Annotated in this window: 22 protein-coding genes; 4 read left to right on the plus strand and 18 right to left on the minus strand. The window is 68.5% G+C overall.

All coding sequences use genetic code 11. The annotated features are described in order from the left end of the window. Positions 1-119: 119 nt before the first annotated feature. Entirely contained in the window at positions 120-1,106 is a 987-nt protein-coding gene (corA, locus tag AC07RM_RS36515; RefSeq protein WP_057593823.1) for a magnesium/cobalt transporter CorA, read from the plus strand. On the opposite strand, the gene AC07RM_RS36520 is transcribed toward corA, so the two are convergent. From AC07RM_RS36520 to AC07RM_RS36565, 10 genes are all read right to left on the minus strand, one after another. Beyond that, positions 1,099-1,833, minus strand: coding sequence for a 5'-methylthioadenosine/adenosylhomocysteine nucleosidase (locus AC07RM_RS36520; protein ID WP_495337665.1), 735 nt, complete (start codon positions 1,831-1,833; stop codon positions 1,099-1,101). The two genes, corA and AC07RM_RS36520, sit on opposite strands and share 8 nt — an antisense overlap. A gap of 39 nt (positions 1,834-1,872) precedes the next feature. Further along, the gene (locus tag AC07RM_RS36525; RefSeq protein WP_495337599.1) at positions 1,873-3,504 is read right to left on the minus strand and encodes an ABC transporter substrate-binding protein; all 1,632 of its coding nucleotides are present in this window, start codon (positions 3,502-3,504) and stop codon (positions 1,873-1,875) included. Positions 3,505-3,548: 44 nt separating this feature from the next. Beyond that, positions 3,549-4,586 carry a dipeptide ABC transporter ATP-binding protein gene (locus tag AC07RM_RS36530; RefSeq protein WP_495337600.1) on the minus strand — a complete coding sequence of 346 codons (1,038 nt, stop codon included), beginning with the start codon at positions 4,584-4,586 and terminating at the stop codon, positions 3,549-3,551. Next, positions 4,583-5,620, minus strand: coding sequence for an ABC transporter ATP-binding protein (locus AC07RM_RS36535; protein WP_495323655.1), 1,038 nt, complete (start codon positions 5,618-5,620; stop codon positions 4,583-4,585). The genes AC07RM_RS36530 and AC07RM_RS36535 overlap by 4 nt, the downstream gene beginning before the upstream one ends. 17 nt (positions 5,621-5,637) lie before the next feature. Continuing rightward, positions 5,638-6,546 carry an ABC transporter permease subunit gene (locus AC07RM_RS36540; RefSeq protein WP_495337601.1) on the minus strand — a complete coding sequence of 303 codons (909 nt, stop codon included), beginning with the start codon at positions 6,544-6,546 and terminating at the stop codon, positions 5,638-5,640. A 4-nt stretch (positions 6,547-6,550) separates the two neighbouring features. Further along, positions 6,551-7,555, minus strand: coding sequence for an ABC transporter permease subunit (locus AC07RM_RS36545; protein WP_208511313.1), 1,005 nt, complete (start codon positions 7,553-7,555; stop codon positions 6,551-6,553). Positions 7,556-7,605: 50 nt separating this feature from the next. Further along, positions 7,606-9,285, minus strand: coding sequence for a long-chain-fatty-acid--CoA ligase (locus AC07RM_RS36550; RefSeq protein WP_495337602.1), 1,680 nt, complete (start codon positions 9,283-9,285; stop codon positions 7,606-7,608). Between the two features lie 104 nt (positions 9,286-9,389). Beyond that, on the minus strand, positions 9,390-10,814 hold the full coding sequence (locus tag AC07RM_RS36555; protein WP_093350476.1) for an NAD(P)(+) transhydrogenase (Re/Si-specific) subunit beta: 1,425 nt from the start codon (positions 10,812-10,814) through the stop codon (positions 9,390-9,392). Beyond that, on the minus strand, positions 10,811-11,143 hold the full coding sequence (locus tag AC07RM_RS36560) for an NAD(P) transhydrogenase subunit alpha part 2 (protein WP_296793494.1): 333 nt from the start codon (positions 11,141-11,143) through the stop codon (positions 10,811-10,813). The genes AC07RM_RS36555 and AC07RM_RS36560 overlap by 4 nt, the downstream gene beginning before the upstream one ends. A gap of 33 nt (positions 11,144-11,176) precedes the next feature. Beyond that, a complete protein-coding gene (locus tag AC07RM_RS36565; RefSeq protein WP_093350470.1) occupies positions 11,177-12,307 on the minus strand; it encodes a Re/Si-specific NAD(P)(+) transhydrogenase subunit alpha in 1,131 nt (376 codons plus the stop codon). Between the two features lie 451 nt (positions 12,308-12,758). On the opposite strand from AC07RM_RS36565, the gene AC07RM_RS36570 reads away from it, so the two are divergent. After that, positions 12,759-13,487: a response regulator transcription factor gene (locus tag AC07RM_RS36570; RefSeq protein WP_093350467.1), complete on the plus strand. Its 729-nt coding sequence runs from the start codon at positions 12,759-12,761 to the stop codon at positions 13,485-13,487. A 192-nt stretch (positions 13,488-13,679) separates the two neighbouring features. Then, complete coding sequence (locus AC07RM_RS36575) at positions 13,680-14,162, plus strand: NUDIX hydrolase (RefSeq protein WP_495337603.1); 483 nt, start codon at positions 13,680-13,682, stop codon at positions 14,160-14,162. 6 nt (positions 14,163-14,168) lie between these two features. On the opposite strand, the gene mnmA is transcribed toward AC07RM_RS36575, so the two are convergent. The 6 genes from mnmA to AC07RM_RS36605 all read right to left on the minus strand — a co-directional run bounded on the left by mnmA (position 14,169) and on the right by AC07RM_RS36605 (position 21,406). Then, positions 14,169-15,281, minus strand: coding sequence for a tRNA 2-thiouridine(34) synthase MnmA (mnmA, locus tag AC07RM_RS36580; protein ID WP_495337604.1), 1,113 nt, complete (start codon positions 15,279-15,281; stop codon positions 14,169-14,171). Between the two features lie 64 nt (positions 15,282-15,345). Further along, positions 15,346-16,338 (minus strand): LLM class flavin-dependent oxidoreductase, encoded by a 993-nt coding sequence (locus AC07RM_RS36585; RefSeq protein ID WP_431511219.1) that lies wholly within the window; start codon positions 16,336-16,338, stop codon positions 15,346-15,348. A 44-nt stretch (positions 16,339-16,382) separates the two neighbouring features. Next, positions 16,383-18,056, minus strand: a complete 1,674-nt coding sequence (locus tag AC07RM_RS36590) for an FxLYD domain-containing protein (protein WP_495337605.1) — start codon at positions 18,054-18,056, stop codon at positions 16,383-16,385. Then, a complete protein-coding gene (locus AC07RM_RS36595; protein ID WP_495337606.1) occupies positions 18,053-19,885 on the minus strand; it encodes a VanW family protein in 1,833 nt (610 codons plus the stop codon). The genes AC07RM_RS36590 and AC07RM_RS36595 overlap by 4 nt, the downstream gene beginning before the upstream one ends. After that, positions 19,882-20,436 (minus strand): DUF6891 domain-containing protein, encoded by a 555-nt coding sequence (locus AC07RM_RS36600; RefSeq protein WP_495337607.1) that lies wholly within the window; start codon positions 20,434-20,436, stop codon positions 19,882-19,884. The genes AC07RM_RS36595 and AC07RM_RS36600 overlap by 4 nt, the downstream gene beginning before the upstream one ends. Before the next feature lie 589 nt (positions 20,437-21,025). Beyond that, positions 21,026-21,406 carry a helicase SNF2 gene (locus AC07RM_RS36605; RefSeq protein ID WP_495337608.1) on the minus strand — a complete coding sequence of 127 codons (381 nt, stop codon included), beginning with the start codon at positions 21,404-21,406 and terminating at the stop codon, positions 21,026-21,028. A gap of 286 nt (positions 21,407-21,692) precedes the next feature. On the opposite strand from AC07RM_RS36605, the gene AC07RM_RS36610 reads away from it, so the two are divergent. Beyond that, entirely contained in the window at positions 21,693-22,181 is a 489-nt protein-coding gene (locus AC07RM_RS36610; RefSeq protein ID WP_495337609.1) for a DUF6314 family protein, read from the plus strand. Here AC07RM_RS36610 and AC07RM_RS36615 read toward each other — a convergent pair whose 3' ends face one another. After that, complete coding sequence (locus AC07RM_RS36615; RefSeq protein ID WP_495337610.1) at positions 22,182-22,775, minus strand: energy-coupling factor transporter transmembrane component T family protein; 594 nt, start codon at positions 22,773-22,775, stop codon at positions 22,182-22,184. Next, positions 22,768-23,508, minus strand: a complete 741-nt coding sequence (locus tag AC07RM_RS36620) for an energy-coupling factor ABC transporter ATP-binding protein (protein ID WP_208511327.1) — start codon at positions 23,506-23,508, stop codon at positions 22,768-22,770. Before AC07RM_RS36620 ends, AC07RM_RS36615 begins: the two co-directional genes overlap by 8 nt. Positions 23,509-23,519: the final 11 nt, after the last annotated feature.

Here is a 23,519-nt window from a genome sequence, read left to right on the forward strand (position 1 = left end):
TCGGCAGCTTTCAACTCCCGGCTGAGTCCGGCCGACCGGGTCCGGGATTTGAAAGCGCCCCCCTTTCTCGCCCCCCGCCCGTCCGCCCCATCGCCCCAGCCATTTCACGGGAGTGAGCCATGCTCAATATCTTCACGCTCGCCAACGGCCGCCTCGTCCAGGAAGAGATCGAGGCCCTCGAGGAGCTCTCCCGCTTCCAGCCGATCTGGGTCGACCTCGAATCGCCCACGCTCGAGGAGAAGCGCTGGATCAAGCAGTACTACGGCCTCTCGATCCCCGAAGACGCGATGGACGAGGACATCGAGGAATCGGCACGCTTCTATGAAGAGGACAACGGCGAGCTCCACATCCGCAGCGACTTCCTGATCGACGACGACGAAGCCCCGCGCGCGGTGCGCGTCGCCTTCATCCTCAACCAGCACAACACCGACCTGCGCAGCCGCGGCGTGCTGTTCTCGATCCACGACGAGGACGTGCCCGTGTTCCGCCTGTTGCGCATGCGCGCGCGCCGCGCACCGGGGCTGATCGAGGACGCGAAGGAAGTGATGCTCAAGCTCTTCGACGCCGACGCCGAGTACTCGGCCGACTCGCTCGAGAACATCTACGACGAGCTCGAGGCCGCCAGCAAGAAGGTGCTCTCGGGCAACGTCAGCGACGAACTCGCGGGCGAGGTGCTGGGCGCCATCGCGCGCCAGGAAGACCTGAACGGGCGCATCCGCCGCAACGTGATGGACACGCGCCGCGCGGTCAGCTTCATGATGCGCAGCAAGATGCTCAATGCCGAGCAGTTCGAGGAAGCGCGGCAGATCCTGCGCGACATCGAGTCGCTCGACAACCACACGGCCTTCCTGTTCGACAAGATCAACTTCCTGATGGATGCGACCGTCGGTTTCATCAACATCAACCAGAACAAGACGATCAAGATCTTCTCGGTGGCCAGCGTCGCGCTGCTGCCGCCGACCCTGATCGCGAGCATCTACGGCATGAACTTCAAGTTCATGCCCGAGCTCGACTGGGCCATGGGCTATCCCTACGCCATCGTGCTGATGGCCGCGAGCGCGCTGGTGCCGATGTGGTACTTCCGCCGGCGCGGCTGGCTCAAGTAGAAGGCTGGGCGGCGAGCCAGGCGCCGACCAGCGCCAGGCTGTAGCGGCTCGCGACCTCGGCGACGAAGCGCGCGAAGTCGCCATGGGCTTCGTCGTCGGCACGGTCCGAGATCGTGCGCATCGCGGCGAAGGGCACGCCGTAGTCGTGGCACACCTGCGCCACCGCGGCGCCTTCCATCTCCACCGCCAACGCATCGGGCAGCGCGCGGCGCAGCGCCTCGCTTTCGGCCGCGGTCGCGACGAAGCGGTCGCCGCTGATCAGCAGGCCGCGATGCACGGTCGGCGAACGAAGGCCGAACTCGTCGACGGCGCCCTGCCCCACCAAGGCCACGGGATCGCGCAGGGTCTGCTCGGCCACGGCCGCCAGCGCATCGCCGATCGCCGCATCGGCCTTGAAACGCGCCAGGCCCATCAAGGGCACTTCGTATTTCGGAAAGAGCGGCGAGGCGTCCATGTCGTGCTGCAGCAACTCGGTCGCCACGACCACGTCGCCGACTTCGACGCCCGGCGCGAGCCCGCCCGCCACACCGCTGAAGACGATGGCGCGCACGCCGAAGCGCTCGAGCAGCAGCGTGGCCGTCACCGCCGCCGCGACCTTGCCGATGCGCGACAGCACCGCGACCACGGGCTGGCCCTGCAGGTGGCCGACCCAGAAGTCGCGGCCCGCGACGCGCACGCGCTGCTCGTCGGGCATCAGCGCGAGGAGCGCCTTGAGCTCCTCGTGCATCGCCGCGACGATCGCGATGGGTGCGGTGGCCCCCACCGCCTACTTGATGTCCACGCCGTAGAAGGTGTGGCGGCCGAAGGGGCTGAGCTTGAAGTCGATCACTTCCTTGCGCACCGGCTTGAGCTGCACCGCGTGCGCGATGGTGAACCACGGCGCCTGCTCCTTGAAGATGACTTGCGCCTTCTTGTAGAGCGCGTCGCGGTCGGCCTGCTTGGTCGCGCTCTTGGCCTTGACCACGATGTCCTCGTAGGGCTGGTAGCAGAACTTCGAGATGTTGCTGCCGCTCGCCGACTTGGCCGAGGCGCAGCCCAGCAGCGTGTAGAGGAAGTTGTCGGGGTCGCCGTTGTCGCCGGTCCAGCCCAGCATGCCCATCTGGTGCTCGCCGGCCTGCAGCCGCTTGCGGTACTCGCCCCATTCGAAGCTCTTGATCTCGGCCTTGACGTTGATCCTGGCGAGGTCGGCCTGCATCAGTTCGGCGATGCGCTTGGCGTTCGGGTTGTAGGGCCGCTGCACCGGCATGGCCCACAGGTCGGTCGAGAAGCCGTCGGGGAAGCCGGCCTGCGCCAGCAGCTTCTTCGCGGCTTCGGGATCGTAGGGGTCGTCCTTCACCGCGTCGTTGTAGGACCACATGGTCGGCGGGATCGGGTTCTTCGCGGCCACGCCGGTCGAGAGGTAGACGCCATCGATGATCGCCTTCTTGTTGATCGCCATGTTGATGGCCTTGCGCACGCGCACGTCGTCGAAGGGCTTCTTGGTCGTGTTGTACGAGAGGTAGCCGACGTTCAGGCCCGGCTGCTCGAGCACCTGCACGTTCGGGTCCTTGCGGATCGCATCGAGGTCGGCCGGGTTCGGGTAGGGCATGACGTGGCATTCGCCCTTCTGCAGCTTGGCCCAGCGCACCGAGGCGTCGGGCGTGATCGCGAACACCAGGTCGTCGATCTTGGCCTTGCCGCCCCAGTACTGCGGGAAGGCCTTGAAGCGGATGACCGCGTCCTTCTGGTACTGCACGAGGTAGAACGGGCCGGTGCCGATCGGGTCCTGGTCGACCTTCTCGGGCGTGCCGGCCTTGAGCATCGCGATCGCGTACTCCTTCGACTGGATGCCCGCGTACTGCATCGCGAGGTTGGCAAGGAACGGCGCCTCGGCCTGGTTGAGCGTGATCTTCACCGTGTAGTCGTCGATGCGGTCCACCGACTTCAGCAGCTTGGGCATGCCCATGTCGTTGAAGTAGGAGTGGTTCTGGCTCGTGACCTTGAAGAAGGGATCGCTCTCCTTCCACTGGCGATCGATCATGAAGATGAAGTCGTCGGCGTTGAAGTCGCGCGTGGGCTTGAAGCTCTTGCTCGTGGTGTGCCACTTCACGCCCTTGCGCAGGTGGAAGGTATAGACCGTGCCGTCGGCCGAGATGTCCCACTTCTCGGCCAGGCCCGGCACGACCTTGGTGCCGCCGCGCTCGAACTCGACGATGGTGTTGTAGACCTGCGTGGTCACGTCGAACGAGGTGCCGGTGGTGTTCATGCCCGGATAGAAGTTCTCGGGGCTGCCCTCGGAGCAGTAGACCAGCGTCTTGGCCGACACCGCGCCGCAGGCCAGGGTCAGCGCCGCGATCGCCACGGGTGCCAGCAGCGCCAGCCGTCGTGCGCGGCGCGGGAGGAAGGAACGGTTCGTCATGGGAACTCCTTGAGACACGGGTTGGAGAAAACGGAAAGCGGGTTTCAGGGATTCATCGCGACGGGCGCGACGAACGGCGGTGCCGACGGCAGGTCGGCGCGCACCACCGGCGCGCCTTCGAGAAAGCGCTCGGCGTAGTGGCAGGCGACGCGACGCTGGTCGAGCTCGCGCAGCACGGGCCGCTCGTCGCGGCAGCGCTGCGTGACATGCGGGCAGCGCGTGCTGAAGACGCAGCCCGGCGGCGGCGACAGCGGCGACGGCAGCTCGCCCTTGAGCACGATGCGCTGGCTGCTGAGGCCCGGCGTGGAGGCCAGCAGCGCCTGCGTGTAGGGATGCAGCGGGCGCTCGAAGATGCGCGCCTTCGGGCCCTGCTCCACCGCATGGCCGAGGTACATCACGAGCACGTCGTGCGCGATGTGGCGCACCACGCCGAGGTCGTGCGAGATGAACAGGTAGGCCAGGCCGAGCTCGGCCTGCAGGTCGGCCAGCAGGTTCAGCACCTGGGCCTGGATCGAGACGTCGAGCGCCGACACCGGCTCGTCGGCCACCACCAGCCGCGGCTCGAGCATCAGCGCGCGCGCGATCGCGATGCGCTGGCGCTGGCCGCCCGAGAACATGTGCGGATAGCGGTTGGCATGCTCGGGCCGCAGTCCCACGCGCGCGAGCATCTCGCGCGCCTTGGCGGCACGCTCCGCCTTGCCAAGCGTGGTGTTGATGGCGAGCGGATCCTCGAGCACCGCCGCGACCTTCTTGCGCGGATTGAGCGAGCCGTAGGGGTTCTGGAACACCAATTGCACCGCCTGGCGCAGTTCGCGGCGGCGCTCGGACGGCGGGTTCACGGCATCGTGGCCGACCAGCGTGAGCTGGCCCGCCGTCGGCTTCTCGATCAGCGCGACCATGCGCGCGAGCGTCGACTTGCCGCAGCCCGATTCGCCGACCACCGCGAGCGTGCGGCCACGCTCGAGCCGGAACGAGATGTCGCCCACCGCGCGCAGTTGCGCGCTCGGACGGAACAGGCCGCGCCGCACCTCGTAGATGCGCTGCAGGTTCTTCGCCTCGACCACGATCTCCGCGGCGCTCACGATGCGGCCTCCTCGACGCGCGGCAGGCGCGGCCGGTCGCGCTCGATCGCGGCCATGCGCCCCGGTTCGCCGAGCGGGAAGTGGCAGCGCACCTGCGCACCGGGCAGTGCCTCGACGCCGCGCAGCGCCGGGCGCACCTGGCAGGCGCGCGTCGTCACGTAGCCGCAGCGCGGCGCGAACAGGCAGCCCGCGGGCCGGTCGTGCACGCCGGGCACCACGCCCGCGATGGTGGCGAGCCGGCCATCGGGCGGCGCGCGCTCGGGCAGCGCGGCCAGAAGCGCCTCGGTGTAGGGATGCTGCGGCGTCGCGAACAGCCGGTCCACGCGCTGCTGCTCCATCACCTGGCCCGCATACATCACGGCGATGCGTTGCGCCATCTCGCTGACCACGCCCATGTTGTGCGTGATCAGCACCAGCGCCATGCCGCGCTCCTTCTGCAGGTCGCGCAGCAGGTCGAGGATCTGCGCCTGGATCGTGACGTCGAGCGCGGTGGTCGGCTCGTCGGCGATCAGCAGGCGCGGGTTGCAGGCGATCGCCATCGCGATCATCACGCGCTGGTTCATGCCGCCCGAGAGCTGGTGCGGATAGCTCGAGAGGCGCGACGACGCGGCCGGGATGCCGACCTGCTCGAGCAGCTCGGTGGCGCGCTTCCTGGCCGCGCGCCGGTCGAGCCCGAGATGCAGGCGCAGCGTCTCCATCAACTGGAAGCCGATGGTGAAGCAGGGGTTGAGGCTGGTGGTGGGCTCCTGGAAGATCATCGCGACCTCCTTGCCCACCAGCGCGCGGCGCGCCTTGTCGGAGATGCCGAGCAGGTCGCGGCCCGCGAAGCGCATGTGGTCGGCGCGCACGCGGCCCGGGAAGCCGATCAGCCCCATCAGCGCCATCATGGTCACGCTCTTGCCCGAGCCCGACTCGCCGACGATGCCGAGCACCTCGCCCTCCTCGAGCGAGAGGCTCACGCCGTCGACCGCATGCATCACGCCGCCCTGGGTCGGGAATTCGACGTGCAGATCCTGGATGTCGAGCAAAGGCATCGATGCGTTCCCTTGCTTCAGCGCTTGAGCTTCGGATCGAGCGCGTCGCGCAGACCGTCGCCCAGCAGGTTGAAGGCCAGCACCGCCGCGAGGATCGCGAGGCCGGGGAAGGTCACGACCCACCAGGCGCGCAGCACGAACTCGCGCGCATCGGCCAGCATGGTGCCCCACTCGGGCGAGGGCGGCTGCGCGCCGAGGCCGAGGAAGCCGAGCGCTGCCGCGTCGAGGATGGCGGTGGAGATGCCGAGCGAGGCCTGCACGATCAGCGGCGCCGCGCAGTTGGGCAGCACCTCGCGGAACATCAGGCGCAAGGTGCCGGCGCCGCTGACGCGCGCCGCGGTCACGTAGTCGCGCGAAACCTCGGCGATGACGGCCGCGCGCGTGATGCGCACGTAGTGCGGCAGCACGACGATGGCCACGGCGAGCATCGCGTTGATGAGGCCGGGCCCGAGGATGGCCACGATCACGATCGCGAGCAGCAGGCTCGGCAGCGTGAGGATGATGTCCATCAGCCGCATGATCGCGATCTCGAGCACGCCGCGGAAGAAGCCCGCGACCAGGCCGAGCACCACGCCCACCACCACCGAGATCGCGACCACCGCGACGCCGATCGACAGCGACAGGCGCGCGCCGTACATCAGGCGCGAGAGGATGTCGCGGCCGATGGCATCGGTGCCCAGCAGGTAGGTGAGCGAGCCGCCCTGCTGCCAGGCCGGCGGCTGCAGGAACACGGCGCTGTTGGTCTGGTTGGGCGCATGCGGCGCGATCCACGGCGCGAGCAGCGCGACCAGCAGCAGCACGACGATGGTCACGAGGCCGATCACCGCGCCGCGGTTGGCGGAGAACGCGCTCCAGAATTCGCGCCAGGGGCCGGGCGGCACCGTGGCACCGGAGGTGGCGCTGGGAAGGGTGTGGGTCAAGGCCATGGATTCAGCGCCGGATGCGGGGGTTGATGACGCCGTAGGTCAGGTCGACCAGCAGGTTGATCAGCATCACGATGCCGCCGAGCAGCAGCATGCCGCCCTGCAGCACCGGATAGTCGCGCCGGCCGATGGCCTCGATCAGCCACTTGCCGACACCGGGCCACGAGAAGATGGTCTCGGTGAGGATGGCACCGGTGAACAGCACGCCCACCTGCAGGCCGATCACCGTGACGACCGGGATCAGCGCATTGCGCAGCGCATGCAGGCCCACCACGCGAAAGCGCGACAGGCCCTTGGCGCGCGCGGTGCGGATGTAGTCCTCGCCGAGCACCTCGAGCATGGCCGAGCGCGTCATGCGCGCGATCACCGCCAGCGGCACCGTGCCCAGCACCACGGCCGGCAGCACGAGGTGATGCAGCGCCGACCAGAAGGCATCGATCTCGCCGGCGCGCAGTGCATCGAGCAGCAGGAAGCCGGTGTCGGGCTCGACGTAGTACTGCACCGCGATGCGGCCCGAGACCGGCGTCCAGCCGAGTTGCACCGAGAAGAAGAGGATGAGCAGCAGGCCCCACCAGAAGATCGGCATCGAGTAGCCGGTGAGCGAGGTGGCCATCACGCCGTGGTCGAAGATCGAGTTGCGCCGCACCGCCGCGAGGATGCCCGCCGGCAGGCCCAGCACGAGCGCGAACACGATGGCGCAGACCCCGAGTTCGATGGTGGCGGGAAAGAGCGCGAGGAACTCGTTCATCACCGATTCCTGCGTGATCAGCGACTTGCCGAGGTCGCCGTGCAGCACGCGCGCGATGTAGATGCCGTACTGCACGATCACCGGCTTGTCGAGGCCGTAGGCGGTGAGCAGCTCGGCGTGGCGCGCGGGGTCGATCCCGCGCTCGCCGGCCATGGTTTCAATGGGGTCGCCCGGCACCAGCCGGATGAGGAAGAAGGCAAGCAGCGTCATGCCGAAGAAGGTCGGCACCAGCAAGCTCACGCGCGTGAGTAGGAAGCGAAACATCGACCCGCAATATGCAAGATCGATGCCGCGACCCCACCCGGGCCGAACCCTTACTTTTTGGCGTCGCGCAACTCTCTGCGCAGGATCTTTCCGACCGGTGTCTTCGGCAAGTCAGTGCGAAACTCTACGATTCGCGGCTGCTTGTAACCCGTAAGGTTTGCTCTGCAGTATTCGCGCACCTGCGCCTCGGTGAGCGACTCGTCCTTCTTCACGATCACGAGCTTCACGGCCTCGCCGGTCTTCTCGTCGTTCACGCCCACGGCCGCGCATTCGAGCACGCCCGGAATCTGTGCGACCACGTCCTCGATCTCGTTCGGGTACACGTTGAAGCCCGACACCAGGATCATGTCCTTCTTGCGATCGACCACCTTGAAGTAGCCGCGTTCGTCGACCACGCCGATGTCGCCGCTCTTGAAGTAGCCGTCGCTGGTCATGACCTTCGCGGTCTCGTCGGGGCGCTGCCAGTAGCCGGCCATCACCTGCGGTCCCTTGATCGCGATCTCGCCGGGCTCGCCGAGTGCAACCTCGTTGCCGTTGTCGTCGAGCAGCTTGAGCCAGGTGCTCGGCAGCGGCACGCCGATGGTGCCGGTGTAGGCCTTGCTGTCGGTCGGGTTGCAGGTGGTCGAGGGCGAGGTCTCGGACAGGCCGTAGCCTTCGCAGATCGGGCAGCCGGTCTTCTCGAGCCAAAGCTTCGCGACCGCGGCCTGCACCGCCATGCCGCCGCCCACCGAGACCTTGAGATTCGACCAGTCGACGGTGTTGAAGTCGGGATGGTTGGCCAGGCCGTTGAACAGCGTGTTGACCGCGGGGAAGCTGTGGATCGTGTGTTTCGACAGCTCCTTGAGCACCGCGGGCAGGTCGCGCGGATTCGGGATCAGGATCAGCTTGCCGCCCGTGCGCATGCTCAGCATCATGCCGACCGTGAACGCGAAGATGTGATACAGCGGCAGCGCGCACACGCTGGTGGGCTGCTGGCCCGCGGGCACCTTGCGCATCACCGGCTCGTTCCAGGCCTCGGACTGCAGCACGTTGGCGATCACGTTGCGATGCAGCAGCACCGCTCCCTTCGACACGCCCGTGGTGCCGCCGGTGTACTGCAGCACCGCGACGTCGTCGGCGCCAATGGCCGGCGCCTGCAGCGTGCGACCCGCGCCCTGGTCGAGCGCGTCGTTGAAGCGCACCGCGCCCGGCAGGTTGAAGGCCGGCACCAGCTTCTTGACGTTGCGCACCACGTAGTTGACGAGCGCGCCCTTGAGGAAGCCGAGACGGTCGCCCATCGAGGCCAGCACGATGTGCTTGATCGGCGTGGCCGCGATGCACTGCTGCAGCGTGACGCCGAAGTTCTCCATGATGACGATCGCCTTCGCGCCCGAGTCCTTGAGCTGATGCTCGAGCTCGCGCGGCGTGTACAGCGGATTCACGTTCACGAGGATCAGGCCCGCGCGCAGGATGGCGGCCACCGCGATCGGGTACTGCGGGCAGTTGGGCATCATGGCCGCGACGCGGTCGCCCTTGGCGAGGCCCAGGCCCTGCAGGTAGGCCGCGAAGGCCTTGCTGAGCTTGTCGGTCTCGGCATAGCTCACGTCCTTGCCCATGAAGCTGTAGGCCGTGCGGTCGGCGTACTTCGAGAAGCTCTCTTCCATGAGACCGACCAGCGAGGCGTACTGCGATGGGTCGATGTCGGCAGGCACGCCTTGCGGGTAACTGCTGAGCCAGGGACGATCGGTCATGGATGTGTCTCCTCCGGAGTCGGATTGGGATGAAAACGAAAACGGCGCCTGAGCGGCGCCGTAAGGGTTTGCCCGCAGAGCGCGGGCCGGGACGGAACCTCGGCCTATTCGATGGCCTTGCCCATATCTTCCACTACTTTTTTAGCATCACCAAAGACCATCATGGTCTTGTCCATGTAGAACAGCTCATTGTCCAGGCCCGCGTAGCCCGCGGCCATCGAGCGCTTGTTCACGATCACCGTCTTGGCCTTGTAGGCCTCCAGGATCGGCATGCCGTAGATCGGGCTGCCCTTGGTGTGCGCGGCCGGGTTCACCACGTCGTTGGCGCCCAGGATGATCGCCACGTCGGCCTGGCCGAACTCGCCGTTGATGTCCTCCATCTCGAACACCTGGTCGTACGGCACCTCGGCCTCGGCCAACAGCACGTTCATGTGCCCCGGCATGCGCCCGGCCACCGGATGGATCGCGTACTTCACCGTGATGCCCTTCTCGGTGAGCTTGGCCGCGAGCTCCTTGACCGCATGCTGCGCACGCGCCACCGCCAGGCCGTAGCCCGGCACGATCACCACCGTCTCGGCATTGCCCAGCACGAAGGCCGCGTCGTCGGCGCTGCCGCTCTTCACGGGGCGCTGCTCCTTCGCGCCACCCGTGGCCGCCGCAGCGTCGCCGCCGAAGCCGCCCAGGATCACGTTGAAGAACGAGCGGTTCATCGCCTTGCACATGATGTAGCTCAGGATCGCGCCCGAGCTGCCCACGAGGCTGCCCGCCACGATCAGCATCGCGTTGTTCAGGCTGAAGCCGATGCCCGCGGCCGCCCAGCCCGAGTAGCTGTTGAGCATCGACACCACCACCGGCATGTCCGCGCCGCCGATCGGGATGATGATCAGCACGCCCATCACGAAGGCCAGCGCGAGCATCGCGAAGAAGGCGGTCCAGTTCTCGGTCGCCATGAACACCAGCCCCAGGCCCACGGTCGCCAGGCCCAGCACGAGGTTGAGCATGTGCTGGCCCGCGAACTGCACCGGCGCGCCCTGGAACAGGCGGAACTTGTACTTGCCCGAGAGTTTGCCGAAGGCGATCACCGAGCCGCTGAAGGTGATGGCGCCGATGGCCGCGCCCAGGAACAGCTCCAGGCGGTTGCCCGCGGGGATCGGATCGCCCTTGAGCGCGATGTTGAAGGCATGCGGCTCGGCCACGGCGGCCACCGCGATGAACACGGCCGCCAAGCCGATCATGCTGTGCATGAAGGCCACCAGCTCGGGCATCTTGGTCATCTCGACCTTGTTGGCCATGTAGGCACCGAGGCCCCCGCCCACGACCAGCGCGACCAGCACGTAGGCCAGGCCCTCGAGGTTGCCGCTGGCGAGCTTGTAGATCAGCGCGCCGGTGGTCAGCACGGCGATCGCCATGCCGGTCATGCCGAAGACGTTGCCGCGGATCGAGGTGGTGGGATGGCTCAGGCCCTTGAGCGCCTGGATGAAGCAGATGCTGGCCAGCAGGTACAGCAGGGTGACGAGGTTCATGCTCACTTGGAAGCTCCCTCGGCGGCTGCGGCAGCGGGTGCCTTCTTTTCCTTCTTCTTGAACATCTCCAGCATGCGCCGCGTGACCAGGAAGCCGCCGAAGACGTTGACCGCCGCCAGCGCGACGGCCAGCACGCCCATGGTCTTGCCCAGGCCGGTCTCGGTGAGCGCGGCGGCCAGCATGGCGCCCACGATGACGATCGCCGAGATGGCGTTGGTCACGGCCATCAGCGGCGTGTGCAGCGCGGGCGTGACGGTCCACACCACGTGGTAGCCCACGTAGATGGCCAGCACGAAGATGATGAGGTTGATGACGGTGTGAGAGACGATGTCCATGATTTCTTCTCCTCGCGTGTTCGGCGTGTTCGCTTACTTCTTCGTGACCTGGCCGTCCTGCGTGACGCGGCAGGCGGCGACGATGTCGTCCTCGAGGTCGATCTTCAGCGCGCCCTCCTTGGTCAGCACGAGCTTGAGGAAGTCGAGCACGTTGCGCGCGTACAGCGCCGACGCGTCGGCCGCCACCAGCGCGGCGAGGTTCGTCTCGCCGACGATGGTCACGCCGTGCTTGACCACGGTCTTGTCGGCCTCCGAGAGCGGGCAGTTGCCGCCTACCCCGTCCGGACCTTTACCAGCGGCGATGTCGACGATGACCGAACCCGGCTTCATGGACTTGACCATGTCCTCGGTGATGAGGGTCGGCGCGGCACGGCCCGGGATCAGCGCGGTGCTGATGACGACGTCGGCCAGCGCCACGCGCTTGGCGACCTCGGCCTGCTGGCGCGTGAGCCAGCTCGCGGGCATCGGGCGCGCATAGCCGCCCACGCCCTCGGCGGCGTCCTTCTCTTCCTGGGTCTCGTAGGGCACGTCGATGAACTTGCCGCCCAGCGATTCGATCTGCTCCTTGACGCTCGGGCGAACGTCCGAGGCCTCGATGACCGCGCCCAGGCGCTTGGCCGTGGCGATGGCCTGCAGGCCCGCGACGCCCACGCCGAGGATCACGACGCGCGCGGCCTTCACGGTGCCGGCGGCGGTCATCAGCATCGGGAAGAAGCGCTGGTACTTGTCGGCGGCGATCATCACGGCCTTGTAGCCGGCGATGTTGGCCTGGGAGCTGAGCACGTCCATGCTCTGGGCACGGGTGGTGCGCGGAGCGGCTTCGAGCGCGAAGCCGGTGAGACCGGCGGCGGCCACGCGTTGCAGGCCGGCGGCGTCGAAGGGGTTGAGCATGCCCACGAGCACGCTGCCGGACTTGGCGAGCGCGCACTCGGCGTCGCTCGGAGCGCGCACCTTCAGCACGATGTCGGCACCGAAGGCGCCGGCCTGGTCGGTGATCTCGGCACCGGCCGCCTGGTAGGCCGCGTCGGTCACGCTGGCCGCCACGCCCGCGCCGCTCTGCACACGCACCGTGTGCCCCAACGCCACCAGTTTCTTCGCCGTCTCCGGGGTCACGGCCACTCGGGTTTCGCCTGTCGTTGTCTCGGCAGGCACGCCTATCAGCATAGAGTTCTCCTCAGGGCAAGGTGCAGCGCGAAATGCGGGCGAAGCTTACAGCAAGACATTCGGCCCGATCTGTCGCGCAAGGGGCGAAGTATCCATGCTCCAACGTCCGTGGCTGCTGAAAATCTAGCTATCCATTTGATAGCTTATTGGTGATGGATCAGCGGCGCTCCCTCTGGTGCGCTGTAAGGAAACCGGTCTCAGGCGGTACCAGGGCGGCGCCCCACCATGCAGCGCAAAAACAACGCCGCGACGCCTGCACGCACTTCGTGTCATCTAAAGGACAAAGTTGTGCGTGTTTGTAATCATTCTTCGATGAATCCATTTAAAAGATCGCTTCATGTGCATTAGTTGCAGGGCAGATTACTTACCTTAGACGCAGATAGATACACTTCGCCTCACTTGGAGTCGTACACAGAGGCGGCCCATGGGAGGAAGTAAGGGGGTAATAAAAATGCGCATTGCTGTCCTCGACCACGAGGCCCATCAGAGAAAACTGATTCATCAGACCATGGCGTCGCTCGGGCACGAGTGCCATGAGTACGCAGATGGAAAGTCGCTGTTGCATTCGATGCGACGACAGACCTTCGATCTGCTGCTTCTCGACTGGCATCTGCCCGACATCCGCGGCCTCGACGTCGTGAAGACGATCCGCCACGACCTGAAGAGCCGCCTGCCCGTGCTGTTCATCACCGCGCGGCGCGACGACGCCGACATGGTCGCCGGGCTCAATGCGGGGGCCGACGACTTCATGAGCAAGCCGATCCAGGCCACCGAGCTCGAGGCGCGCGTCAACGCCCTGCTGCGGCGCTCGTATCCCGCGCAGCACGAGACCGAGCTGGTCTTCGGCCCCTACCACTTCTACCCGCCCTCGCGAACGCTCAAGGTGCGCGGCATGCCGGTCGAGCTCAAGAACCGCGAGTACGAACTGGCGCTGTTCCTGTTCCAGAACCTCGGCCGCCTGCTGTCGCGCGAGCACCTGCACGAAGCGGTATGGGGCCTGGGCGTCGAGGCGCTCTCGCGCTCGCTCGACACCCATATCTCTCGCCTGCGCACCAAGCTCGACCTGCGGCCGTCCAACGGTTTCCTGCTGCTGGCGATCTACGGGCTCGGCTACCGGCTCGAAACGGTCGAGGCCGGCCAGCTCGGCTCTCGCGGGCCCGAGCTGCGCAGCAGCCCCTGAGCGCTTCGGTGGTCCGCCGCGGCGGACCACCCAACCACCCGACGCTGCGCTCTTGGGGGGAGGCAAACGCAGCCACCGGGTTCTCGCGGCCATCCATCGCCTTCGGCTTCGCGTCCAATACGGGGATGATTCGCGCGGCGGCGTGCCGGCCATGGCCCGGGCCCCGCGCGACCGCCGAAGGAAGCCGTCCCCATGAACACCATCGTCCGCTGGAAACCCAACGTCACCGTCGCCGCGGTGATCGAACGCGAAGGCCGCTTCCTGCTGGTCGAGGAGCACACCGATCAGGGCCTTCGCCTCAACACCCCGGCCGGCCACCTCGATCCCGGCGAATCGCCCGCCGAGGGCTGCGCACGCGAGGCGCTCGAGGAAACCGCCCATGCCTTCACGCCGACCGCCCTGATCGGCATCTACCTCGCGCGCTCGGCCGACGACCCCGACGTGACCTACATGCGCTTCGCCTTCAGCGGCGAGCTCGGCGAACGCGAAGCGGGCCGGGCGCTCGACACCGGCATCGTGCGCACGCTCTGGATGACGGCCGACGAGATCCGCGCCAGCGTGGCACGGCATCGCAGCCCGCTGCTGCTGCAGTGCGTGGAAGACCACCTGGCCGGCCAGCGGCATCCGCTGGACCTGATCCATGTCGACGATTCGGTGCGGCAGCCGCCGCGCTGAAGAGACTCAGACGATGACGCCGCCGCCCAGGCAGCGTTCGCCGTCGTAGAGCACCGCCGACTGGCCCGGCGTCACCGCCCATTGCGTCTCGCCGAAGCGCAGCGCGAAGGCATCGTTGCGCGGTGTGTCATCGCCCTCCACCATCTCGCAGGCCGCGTCGGCCTGCCGATAGCGCGACTTGGCGCCATAGGCGCCCGGCGCCGGCGACTCGCCCGCCACCCAGCTCGCATCGTCGGCACGCAGCGAGGTCGACAGCAGCCAGGGATGGTCGTGGCCCTGCACCACCCACAGCGTGTTGTTCTCGACGTCCTTGCGCGCCACGAACCACGGCGAGTGGTCGCCCGCGCCGCGCTGCGCGCCCTTTTCCTTCACGCCGCCGATGCCCAGCCCCTGGCGCTGGCCCAGCGTGTAGAAGCTCAGGCCCTGGTGCTCGCCGAGCTTGCGGCCGCGGTCGTCCTTGATCGGGCCCGGTTCCTTCGAGATGTAGCGGTTCAAGAACTCGCGGAACGGCCGCTCGCCGATGAAGCAGATGCCGGTCGAGTCCTTCTTCTTCGCGTTCGGCAGGCCGATCTCCTCGGCGATGCGGCGCACCTCGGTCTTGTGCAGCTCGCCGACCGGGAACAGCGTCTTCGACAGCTGTGCCTGGTTCAGGCGGTGCAGGAAATAGCTCTGGTCCTTCGAGGGGTCGAGCCCCTTGAGCAGCTCGTGCCGGCCCGTGGCCTCGTTCAGCCGCACGCGCGCGTAGTGGCCGGTGGCGATCTTCTCGGCGCCCAGGCGCATCGCATGGTCGAGGAAGGCCTTGAACTTGATCTCGGCATTGCACAGCACGTCGGGGTTGGGCGTGCGGCCGGCCTTGTACTCTCGCAGGAACTCGGCGAACACGCGGTCCTTGTAGTCGGCCGCGAAGTTCACGTGCTCGATCTCGATGCCCAGCACGTCGGCCACGCTGGCGGCATCCACGAAGTCGATGTTCGACGAGCAGTACTCGCTGTCGTCGTCGTCTTCCCAGTTCTTCATGAAGATGCCGACCACCTCGTGCCCCTGCTGCTTGAGCAGGTGCGCGGTCACCGCGGAATCCACACCGCCGCTCAGCCCGACCACGATCCGTTGCTTTGCCATAGGGGCGACATTGTCCCAGCCCCGGCGAGGCGGGGTCGGCGTGGGGGAAATCGGGGACGCCTGTTCAGGCGCGCAGGCTGTCCCGGATGCGGGCCAGCAGCTCGTAGGAGCGCAGCCGCGAGGCGTGGTCGAAGACCTGCGAGGTGATCATCAGCTCGTCGGCGCCGGTGCGCTCGATGAAGGCCTCCAGGCCCGCGCGCACGGTGTCGGGCGAGCCCACGGCCGAGCACGACAGCACCGAGTCGAGCAGCGCGTTCTCGGCCGGGCCGACCTTCTGCCGGTAGCCCTCGACCGGCGGCGGCAGCCGGCCGGGCCGGCCGCTGCGCAGGTTGACGAAGGCCTGCTGCCACGAGGTGGCGCGGAACTCGGCCTCGGCGTCGGTGTCGGCCGCGAACACGTTGAAGCCCAGCATCACGTAGGGCTTGGCGAGTTGCGCCGAGGGCTTGAAGGTCTCGCGGTAGATCTGGATCGCCTGCATCATCTGCTGCGGCGCGAAGTGCGAGGCGAAGGCGTAGGGCAGGCCCAGGTGCGCGGCCAGCTGCGCGCCGAAGGTGCTCGAGCCGAGGATCCACACCGGCACTTCGAGCCCCGCGCCCGGCACGGCGCGCACCGCCTGCTGCGGATTCTTCGACATGAAATCCATCAGCTCGATCACGTCCTGCGGGAACTGGTCGGCGTCCGATTCGAGGTTGCGGCGCAATGCGCGCGCGGTGCGCTGGTCGGAGCCGGGGGCGCGGCCCAGGCCCAGGTCGATGCGGCCCGGGTAGAGCGATTCGAGCGTACCGAACTGTTCGGCGATGACCAGCGGCGAATGGTTGGGCAGCATCACGCCGCCGGCGCCGATGCGGATCGTCGAGGTGCCCGCGCCCACATGCGACAGCAGCACCGCGGTGGCCGCGCTGGCAATGCCCGGCATGCCGTGGTGCTCGGCGAGCCAGTAGCGGCGGTAGCCGAGCTTTTCGCCGTGCTGCGCCAACGACAGCGAGTTGCGAAAGGACTGCGCGGCATCGCTGCCTTCGACGATCGGGGAGAGGTCGAGGATCGAGAAATCGGTCATCCGCCGATCATGGCGCGAAGCGCCCGCAAACGCTGGCTGCGGGGCTATTCGGTTTGGTATAGCGTGCCGACGCTCGCGAAGTCTCGGCCGTTCTGCTCCACGTTGACCTGGAACGGCACGCTCTCGCCGGGCGCGATGGCCGGCAGGTTGTCGACCAGCTTGAAGCCGCTGAGCTGCCCGTCGCGGTCGCGCAGGCTGACCCACAGCCGCACCTTGCCGACGATGTTCGTGCCCGGATTGCTGACCTTGCCCGTAACCTGCACGCTCTTGTAGAGGAAGCGCTGGCTGAAGTTGAGCAGCACGCTGCCGGTCTCGGCCTTGGTGCCTGTCACCTGCACCTCGAGCGGCGTGCGCGGACCGGGCAGCGCCGCGCGGCGCATCGGCTTCCATTCGACGCGGGTCTGGGTGATGCGGTCGACATCGCGCGGCTCCAGCAGGATCGGGAAACGCTCGCCCGGGTAGAGGTAGGCCAGGCCCTGGATGGCGGTGGCACCGTCGGCCTTGCTGCCGCCGAAGCGCGAGATCACGCCGCCGGGCGCGATCACCACCGCCTCCTTGCTGCGGTTCACGAGTTCGGTCAGGAACAGCGGCCGCTGGATGTTGCTGCGGCCGGCCACCAGCGGCAGCAGTTCGAGCTCCTTGAGGTCGAAACGCTCGCTGTCGTCGGCCAGCAGGTCCTCGGTGCTCAGGCGCAGGTCGGCATGGAAGACCTCGGGCGCGCCGGTGGTGCGGATCACGCGGTCGGCGCTGCGCACCGCGCTGCGCGAGCCTCCGGCTTCGATGGTGCTGTAGGCAATGCGGTAGTCCCAGGCCGCGACCTGCGCGGCGCGGCCGAAGCGCGCGACGTCGATGTCGATCGCGCTGCGCGCGCCGGGCGCGATGTCGTTGCCCTGTGCATAGCCGCGGCCGAAGCCGATCACGTTGCCGGCATCGTCGTAGAGCGTGGCGAGCGCCTCGACGCCGCCGATGGCCGCGTCCTTGCGCTCGTTGACCACGCGCCCCACCAGCCGCACGCGATCGCCCTGCTGCACCAGCCGCAGGCGCGAGAACGCGAGCCGCGCACCGTCGGCCGAACGGTACGGCGCCGACAGGCGCTGCACCTGCAGTTCCTGGCGCGTGACGTTCTTGCCGCTCGGCAGATCGAACAGCAGCGGCGCGCTCTCGCCGGGTTCGAGCACCGAGATCGGCAGCGACTCGCTGCGTTCCTCGAGCCGTGTCTCGCCGTCGTAGAAGGCGGCCTTGACGCTGGCGCGCTCGAGCGGCTTGCCGGTCTCGTTGCGCGCCACCACCAGCAGCTTGGGCCGCGCCGAACTGCCGCTGCCCACCAGCACCTGGCGCGGCTCGCCGAGCTTGAGGCCGTCGGTGGGAATGTTGCGGTCGACCACCGCGGCGACCGAGGCGCGGCGGCCGCTGTCGGGCGCGTCCTTGCGCGTGAACATCTGCACCACCATCACGAGCAGCGTGATGCCGAACACGGCCGCGACCGCGAAGCCCGCGGTGCGCATCGCCACCTTCTGCCGCGCCGCCTGCTCGTCGGCGAGGCGGCGCGCGGCCGCATCCTTGACCTGGTCGAGCACGCGGTCGAGGCGGTCGGAGATGTCGTCCTCCACCAGCGTGACGGAGCCGCAGTGCTGGCAGGTGAATTCGTTGAGGCCGGTGCGCTTGAGCACGCTGCTGCCGCATTCGCCGCATTTGAGCGTCTGGAGATCGATGGTCATGGAAAGCGCTGGTCGTTGTTATCGTGTTCGTTGAAGTGGCCCGCGCCATCGATCGCTTCGCGCAGTGCGGTGCGCAGGCCGTCGATGTCGCCCGCGCTCACTTCGCGCAGGCCCTGCAGGCCCGCGAGGCCGCAGGCGGTGGAGGCCACCACCGGCACGCCGGCCGCGAGCGCGCGCAGCGCCGCGCGAGGCGCGTGTTCCACATGCGCGGGCAGCACCACCACGCAGGCACCTTCGAGCCAGTCGCCGCGCGGATCGCGGGCCGTGTCCAGCGCGATGCCCTGCCAGAGCGAGGCATCGGCCGATGGCGTGCCGAGCACGCGCAGGCGCCATCCGCTGCCGCGCAGTGCCGCGGCCAGCTCGCGCGCGCCCTTGCGTGCGAGGGCGCTGGCGGGCAGCACGACCAGTGGCGCGCCGTCGTCCGGAGTCCGGTTCGCGCGCGGAGACATACCGGGCAGCACCCATTCGAGCCGCTCGAGCGTGGCTTGCGGCGCCGCGCTGGCCATCGTGGCCGCCACCGCCGCATGCGGCGTGACCACCACGGCTGCACGTGCCAACGCCCGGGCTTCGGCGCGCACCATCGACGGCGCGGCACGAAAGTCGCGCAGCGTGGTGTCGTCGGGCCAGCGCGCAGCGGCCGCATCGAGACGTGCCTCGATCTCGGCCATCGGCAGCGCGCCGGCCAGCACGGTGAACGCGCGTCCGTCGAGCGCGCCGAGGCGCTGCAGATGCGGCAGCAGCGCCTGGTCGACCGCCAGCTGCGTGTGTTCGGGCCGAAGTCGTGCCGCGAAGGCCTGCGCGAGCCAGCGCTGCGCATCGATCACGCCGGCCTGCCGCCGCCCGCCTTCCTGGCGCGCCCACAGGCGGCGCCACAACGCACCGCGAACGCTGGCCAGCCAGGGCCGATGCACCGGTGCCTCGCCGCCGCGCCAATCCGTCATCGGCCGCCAGAACGCCAGCCGCACGGGCGCGCGCTGCATGCGATCGGTGTCGGCATGATGGGCCTCGAGGTAGCGCGCGAACTCGGGCGTCCATGCGTCGAGCAGCACGGCGGTCCGTCCGTGAGCCGCGGCCGGCAGCGCGGGCCGGTGACGGAAGCAATCGTTGCGGTCGCAGCTCAGGCAGCCGCGCGCCACGGGCGGCGATGGCGCATCGGCGCCCACATCGTGCGGCGCACGCCACATCACGCGCGGCGCGACCCGCGGCGCATGCGCGCGGATACGCAGCACCAGCTCGGTGGCCGTGAGCTCGACCTCGAGCCGCCACGCATGGCGCGCGCGCAGCTTGAGGTCGACGTAGTTCCAGAACACGGTCGCGTCCACTGCATCGTCGGGCGCGGCCGCGGCCTGTTCGATGCGCGCGGTGTGGGCATGGCGCTCGACCAGTTCGAGCCCCGCGCGGGCGCCGACCGTGGCCAGTGCATTCGAGAGCTGGCAGAGCCCGCCCGCCAGCGTCGGCACCACGCAGCCGCCGCGCAGCTCGCGGCCCTGCACGAAGCCGCGCCAGGCGCTGGGACGGCCCAGCTGGCGCCAGAAGCTCAGCACCTCGCCCGCGGGAACCTCGATGGCATCGAAGGCACCGCGCGCCACGCGCAGGTTCTGCACCTTGCCGGCGACCAGCGCGAATTCGTCGTCGCGCCCGTCGGTCCACAGCGGACTGCTGAAGCGCGCCAGCACGGGCGCATCGGCCAATGCCTCGGCCACGGGCCAGCGCCGCGCGGAAGGACGCAAGGTTTCGCGCAACCCATGCGCGGTGGCCAGCAACCGGGAGCGCAGCCAGAAATCGATCGCATCGATGCGGCGCGGCGGCTGCCAGGCCTGCACGCTCACGCCGATGGGCCTCGCTTGCGCCACTGGCCGAGGTCGACCTCGATGCGTTCGTCGATGTTGCCGCTCCAGTGCACGACGAAACCGATGCCCTGGAGCAGCGCGGCGATGCGCTGCCCGACCGCGACGGTGTTGGCCTCGCGCCGCGCGATCTCGGGGATCAGGCCGCCGCTGAAGGCCAGGTGCAGCCGGCCGGTGCGCACCGCGCGCTCGAGGTCCTGTGCGTGATAGAAGCAGCAGCCCACGATGCCCGAGGCGTCGCGGCCCGCGGCGCGCCAGGCGTCGCGCACATCGTCCTGGCCATCGGCCAGCGTATTGCCCGCGCGGTGCAGCGCGATGATCTTCTCTTCGCGCAGCTGCGCGAACGCGGTCTCGAGGCGGTCGTATTCGGTCTGCGCGGGCCACTCGGCCTCGGCCACGTGCTTGGCGGCGCAGGCGCGCGCGGTCTCGGCCTTGACCCAGGCCCGGTCATCGGAAGTCAGCTCGTCGGGATCGAGGTACTCGTCGGTGATCATCCATTCGACGTCGGCGTCGTGATGAAAGCCTGACCACACGAGATCGTGGATCCTTTGTCGCGTGTCTTCGGTGTCGAGAGTGAGGGCCATGCGTAATGGGTCAGCCGCGCTCGGCGGCGAGGGTCGTGCTTGCTTTTGTCGTGGCAGAAGCGCCCGTACATTTTCGCGTGCCCGCACCACAATGGCGCTGTAGGCCGAAAGCATGACGTTGTGCGGTCCATCGAGCCGCGAGCAACATCATCGATCATGCATTGCAGCATGGCAATGCGCCATTCGGCGGACGGTGACTCGTGCGATCGGCCGAACGGGAGAACGGAGCGCACCGCGGCGGTGCAACGTTGCAGTGGCTTGCTGCGGTGCGCCAGCGACCGCGCGGGTTCGCGCGCGACGCATGGAAGCCGAAAGGGCTCGACGCGCCTCCTGCAGGTCTGTGCGATTTGTGCGACAGACCCGGCTTCTTGGCCGCATCGACCGCGAAGCACGCGGCATCGGCCGTTAATGCTTTGGATTAACCACCCTCAAGCGAAAGGCCGGCCCCTGCTTTCGCAAGGGCCGGCCTCCGGGTGGCTAAACCTCTCGACTCACCGCGGGGACGAGCCCCGCGATGCGACCGAGTTCTGGGTGCCGATTACAGCGGCAGCGAGTCGCCGCGAGCAGCAGCGCGGGCTTGTGCGCGCACGGCATTGCGGTCCACGGTGCTGGCGATCAGCGGGGCCACGCCCGAAGAGGCGCCTTCGGCGTACGGGTCAGCGCTGTGCGCGGCGGCAACGGCTTCGGCACGCACGGTGGCCAGGTTGGTCTGCGACACGATCACTTGGGCCGGGCCGGCGTTGGCGCCTTCGGCATAGGGATCGGCGCTGCGGGCGGCGATGACGGCTTGGCCGGCGACTTCGGCGCGGCTGACGGCCGAGGTCAGGGGATGCACACCCTCATAGGTTTCTGCATGGGCTGCACCGGCAGCGGCCAGCAGGGAGAGGGCAACGGCGGAGAGGAGCTTCGAGGCGTTCATTTGAGTATTCCTTCAATTCTTGTGACTTGACTTTGGATGATTCGAACCGGTCTTGGGGGGCGCCGTCCGTTAAGGGGGCGGCCACCTCGCTAGTGCCTGTTCACCCAGATCAGTCGCTGCCTTCTACTTGTCTTGGAGCCGGCGGCTGGTCCGTGAGATGAATTGTGCGCCTCGAACCTAGGTAAAAACCCTAGGCAAATGGAACCGCGGCGTTCACGGGAAGGAAACAATCAATCGCCTCCGTCCGACATGGAGGGCCATTCCGCCTGGGGATAGAGTCGCCCCCATGCAGGCGCCTGACCCCACCCTTTCTCTCTCGCCATGGGGCGAGGCCGACGAGGTCTGGGCCCGGCTCGCGGGTGGCTGGACCTTCGAACGCACGATCGAAGGCCAGGCCTCGATGCACGGCACGGCCGTCTTCCGACCCCTGCCGGGCGCGGCGCACGCCACCCTGCACTACCGCGAGGAAGGCCGGCTGCGCCTGCTCGATGGCCGCGCCTTCGATGCGCATCGCGAATACCTGTACCAAGGCCGTCCCGGCGGCTTCGCGGTGCTGTTCGCCGAACAGCCGCCCCGCCTGTTCCACGAGATCGCGCTGCAACCGGGCGATGACGAGGCCAGCGCCTGGATTGGCACCGCCGCGCACCTGTGCGCCGCCGACCTCTACGACAGCCTCTACCGCTTCCTGGCCGACGGCAGCTTCACGCTGCGCCACACCGTGCGCGGCCCGCGCAAGGACTACGTGAGCCTCACGCGCTTCCGCGCCACCACCTGATCAGCGCCCGAGCCGCGCCGCGAGCGCATCGGCCACGCGCTCCGCGGTCTGCAGCGTGCGGATGGTCAGTGGCGCCAGCAGCCGCAGCCCGCCGCCGCGGCCGGCGCGCGCGCGATGCGCGTCGTCGAGCCGCTGCCACTGCACATAGAAGTTCTCGGCGAAACGCAGCGTGAGCCCGAGGCCGAGCGCGATGCGGTCGGTGGGCACGCCCAGGCGGCGCAGCGGATGCATCACCGTCTCGAGCACTGCGAGCAGGTCCTCGAAGCGCGTGGTCAGCGTGAGCATCAGCGCGAGCACCGCGGCGGTGGCGATGCGCAGCGCGCTCGCCACGCCGAGCAGCGTGGTGCCGAGCAGCGCATGGAAGCCGACGATGAGCGCGCAGGCGATCGCGATGCCGAACAGCGTGCGCACCCGGCCCCACGCGGGCCGCCCGAGCGAGGCGAACAGCGCGAGCGCCAGCTCGCAGGCCGCGCCCAGCACAGCAGGCCGGTTGGTCAGCACGAGCGCGGTGCCGCCGGCCGACAGCAGCGCGAGCTTGAGCCACGCCGGCACCGCGTGCATCCAGGTGCGGCGATCGAGGTAGAGGCTACGCATGCGTCAGGTCCATCGCCGCGCGGCGGCGCACGTCCTGCGCATAGGCCTCGCAGACCTCGCGGCCAGGACCGTCGGCCTGCACCCGGCCCTGCGCCAGCCACAGCACGCGCTCGAAGTCGTGCACGTGTTCGAGCACATGCGTCGACACCAGCACCTGCTGGTCGCTCGCGGCGAGCTGCGCCGACAGCCGGGCCTGGCTCAGCAGGTCGAGGCTCGCGAACGGCTCGTCGAGCAGCAGGGTGGCAGGCCGGCTGATCAACAAGGCCAGCAGGCACACCTGCTGGCGCTGGCCCTGGCTCAGTTCGCCGATGGCGCGCTCGGCCCAGGCCGCGAGGCCGCGCCGCGCGAGGAAGTCGCGCGCCTGCCGGCGTGCCTCGGCACGCGATTCGCCGCGCGCCGTGAGGCTGAAGGCCAGCTCCTCGGCCACGGTCGGAAAGATGATCTGGTCGTCGGGGTTCTGGAACATCAGGCCGACGTGCTGCGAGAGCTGGCGGCGATCGGCCACCGTGTCGCAGCCATGCACGCGCACCCGGCCTTCGCCCGGCGGCTCCAGTCCGCTGATCAGCCGGAACAGGCTGCTCTTGCCCGCGCCGTTGTCGCCGATCACGCCGATGCGCGCGTCGCGCAGCTCGAGCGAGAGGCCGTCGAACACGCGCTGTGCGCCGCGCTCCAGCACGACGGATTCGAGACGGATGCCGTGGTCGGCGGAAGAGGGGTCGGTGTGCGGCGGCAAGGGGCCGTCAC

The organism is Variovorax sp. GW821-FHT09B05, assembly GCF_059418265.1.

Excerpts from the sequence above, each read along its gene's own strand:
- AC07RM_RS36585 (WP_431511219.1), bottom strand. The coding sequence starts at position 16,338 with ATGACCGATTTCTCGATCCTCGACCTCTCCCCGATCGTCGAAGGCAGC.
- AC07RM_RS36550 (WP_495337602.1), bottom strand. The coding sequence starts at position 9,285 with ATGACCGATCGTCCCTGGCTCAGCAGTTACCCGCAAGGCGTGCCTGCC.
- AC07RM_RS36610 (WP_495337609.1), top strand. The coding sequence starts at position 21,693 with ATGCAGGCGCCTGACCCCACCCTTTCTCTCTCGCCATGGGGCGAGGCC.
- AC07RM_RS36575 (WP_495337603.1), top strand. The coding sequence starts at position 13,680 with ATGAACACCATCGTCCGCTGGAAACCCAACGTCACCGTCGCCGCGGTG.
- mnmA (WP_495337604.1), bottom strand. The coding sequence starts at position 15,281 with ATGGCAAAGCAACGGATCGTGGTCGGGCTGAGCGGCGGTGTGGATTCC.
- AC07RM_RS36560 (WP_296793494.1), bottom strand. The coding sequence starts at position 11,143 with ATGGACATCGTCTCTCACACCGTCATCAACCTCATCATCTTCGTGCTG.
- AC07RM_RS36540 (WP_495337601.1), bottom strand. The coding sequence starts at position 6,546 with ATGGCCTTGACCCACACCCTTCCCAGCGCCACCTCCGGTGCCACGGTG.
- AC07RM_RS36605 (WP_495337608.1), bottom strand. The coding sequence starts at position 21,406 with ATGAACGCCTCGAAGCTCCTCTCCGCCGTTGCCCTCTCCCTGCTGGCC.
- AC07RM_RS36615 (WP_495337610.1), bottom strand. The coding sequence starts at position 22,775 with ATGCGTAGCCTCTACCTCGATCGCCGCACCTGGATGCACGCGGTGCCG.
- AC07RM_RS36545 (WP_208511313.1), bottom strand. The coding sequence starts at position 7,555 with ATGTTTCGCTTCCTACTCACGCGCGTGAGCTTGCTGGTGCCGACCTTC.
- AC07RM_RS36535 (WP_495323655.1), bottom strand. The coding sequence starts at position 5,620 with ATGCCTTTGCTCGACATCCAGGATCTGCACGTCGAATTCCCGACCCAG.
- AC07RM_RS36570 (WP_093350467.1), top strand. The coding sequence starts at position 12,759 with ATGCGCATTGCTGTCCTCGACCACGAGGCCCATCAGAGAAAACTGATT.
- AC07RM_RS36565 (WP_093350470.1), bottom strand. The coding sequence starts at position 12,307 with ATGCTGATAGGCGTGCCTGCCGAGACAACGACAGGCGAAACCCGAGTG.
- AC07RM_RS36525 (WP_495337599.1), bottom strand. The coding sequence starts at position 3,504 with ATGACGAACCGTTCCTTCCTCCCGCGCCGCGCACGACGGCTGGCGCTG.
- corA (WP_057593823.1), top strand. The coding sequence starts at position 120 with ATGCTCAATATCTTCACGCTCGCCAACGGCCGCCTCGTCCAGGAAGAG.
- AC07RM_RS36590 (WP_495337605.1), bottom strand. The coding sequence starts at position 18,056 with ATGACCATCGATCTCCAGACGCTCAAATGCGGCGAATGCGGCAGCAGC.
- AC07RM_RS36520 (WP_495337665.1), bottom strand. The coding sequence starts at position 1,833 with ATGCACGAGGAGCTCAAGGCGCTCCTCGCGCTGATGCCCGACGAGCAG.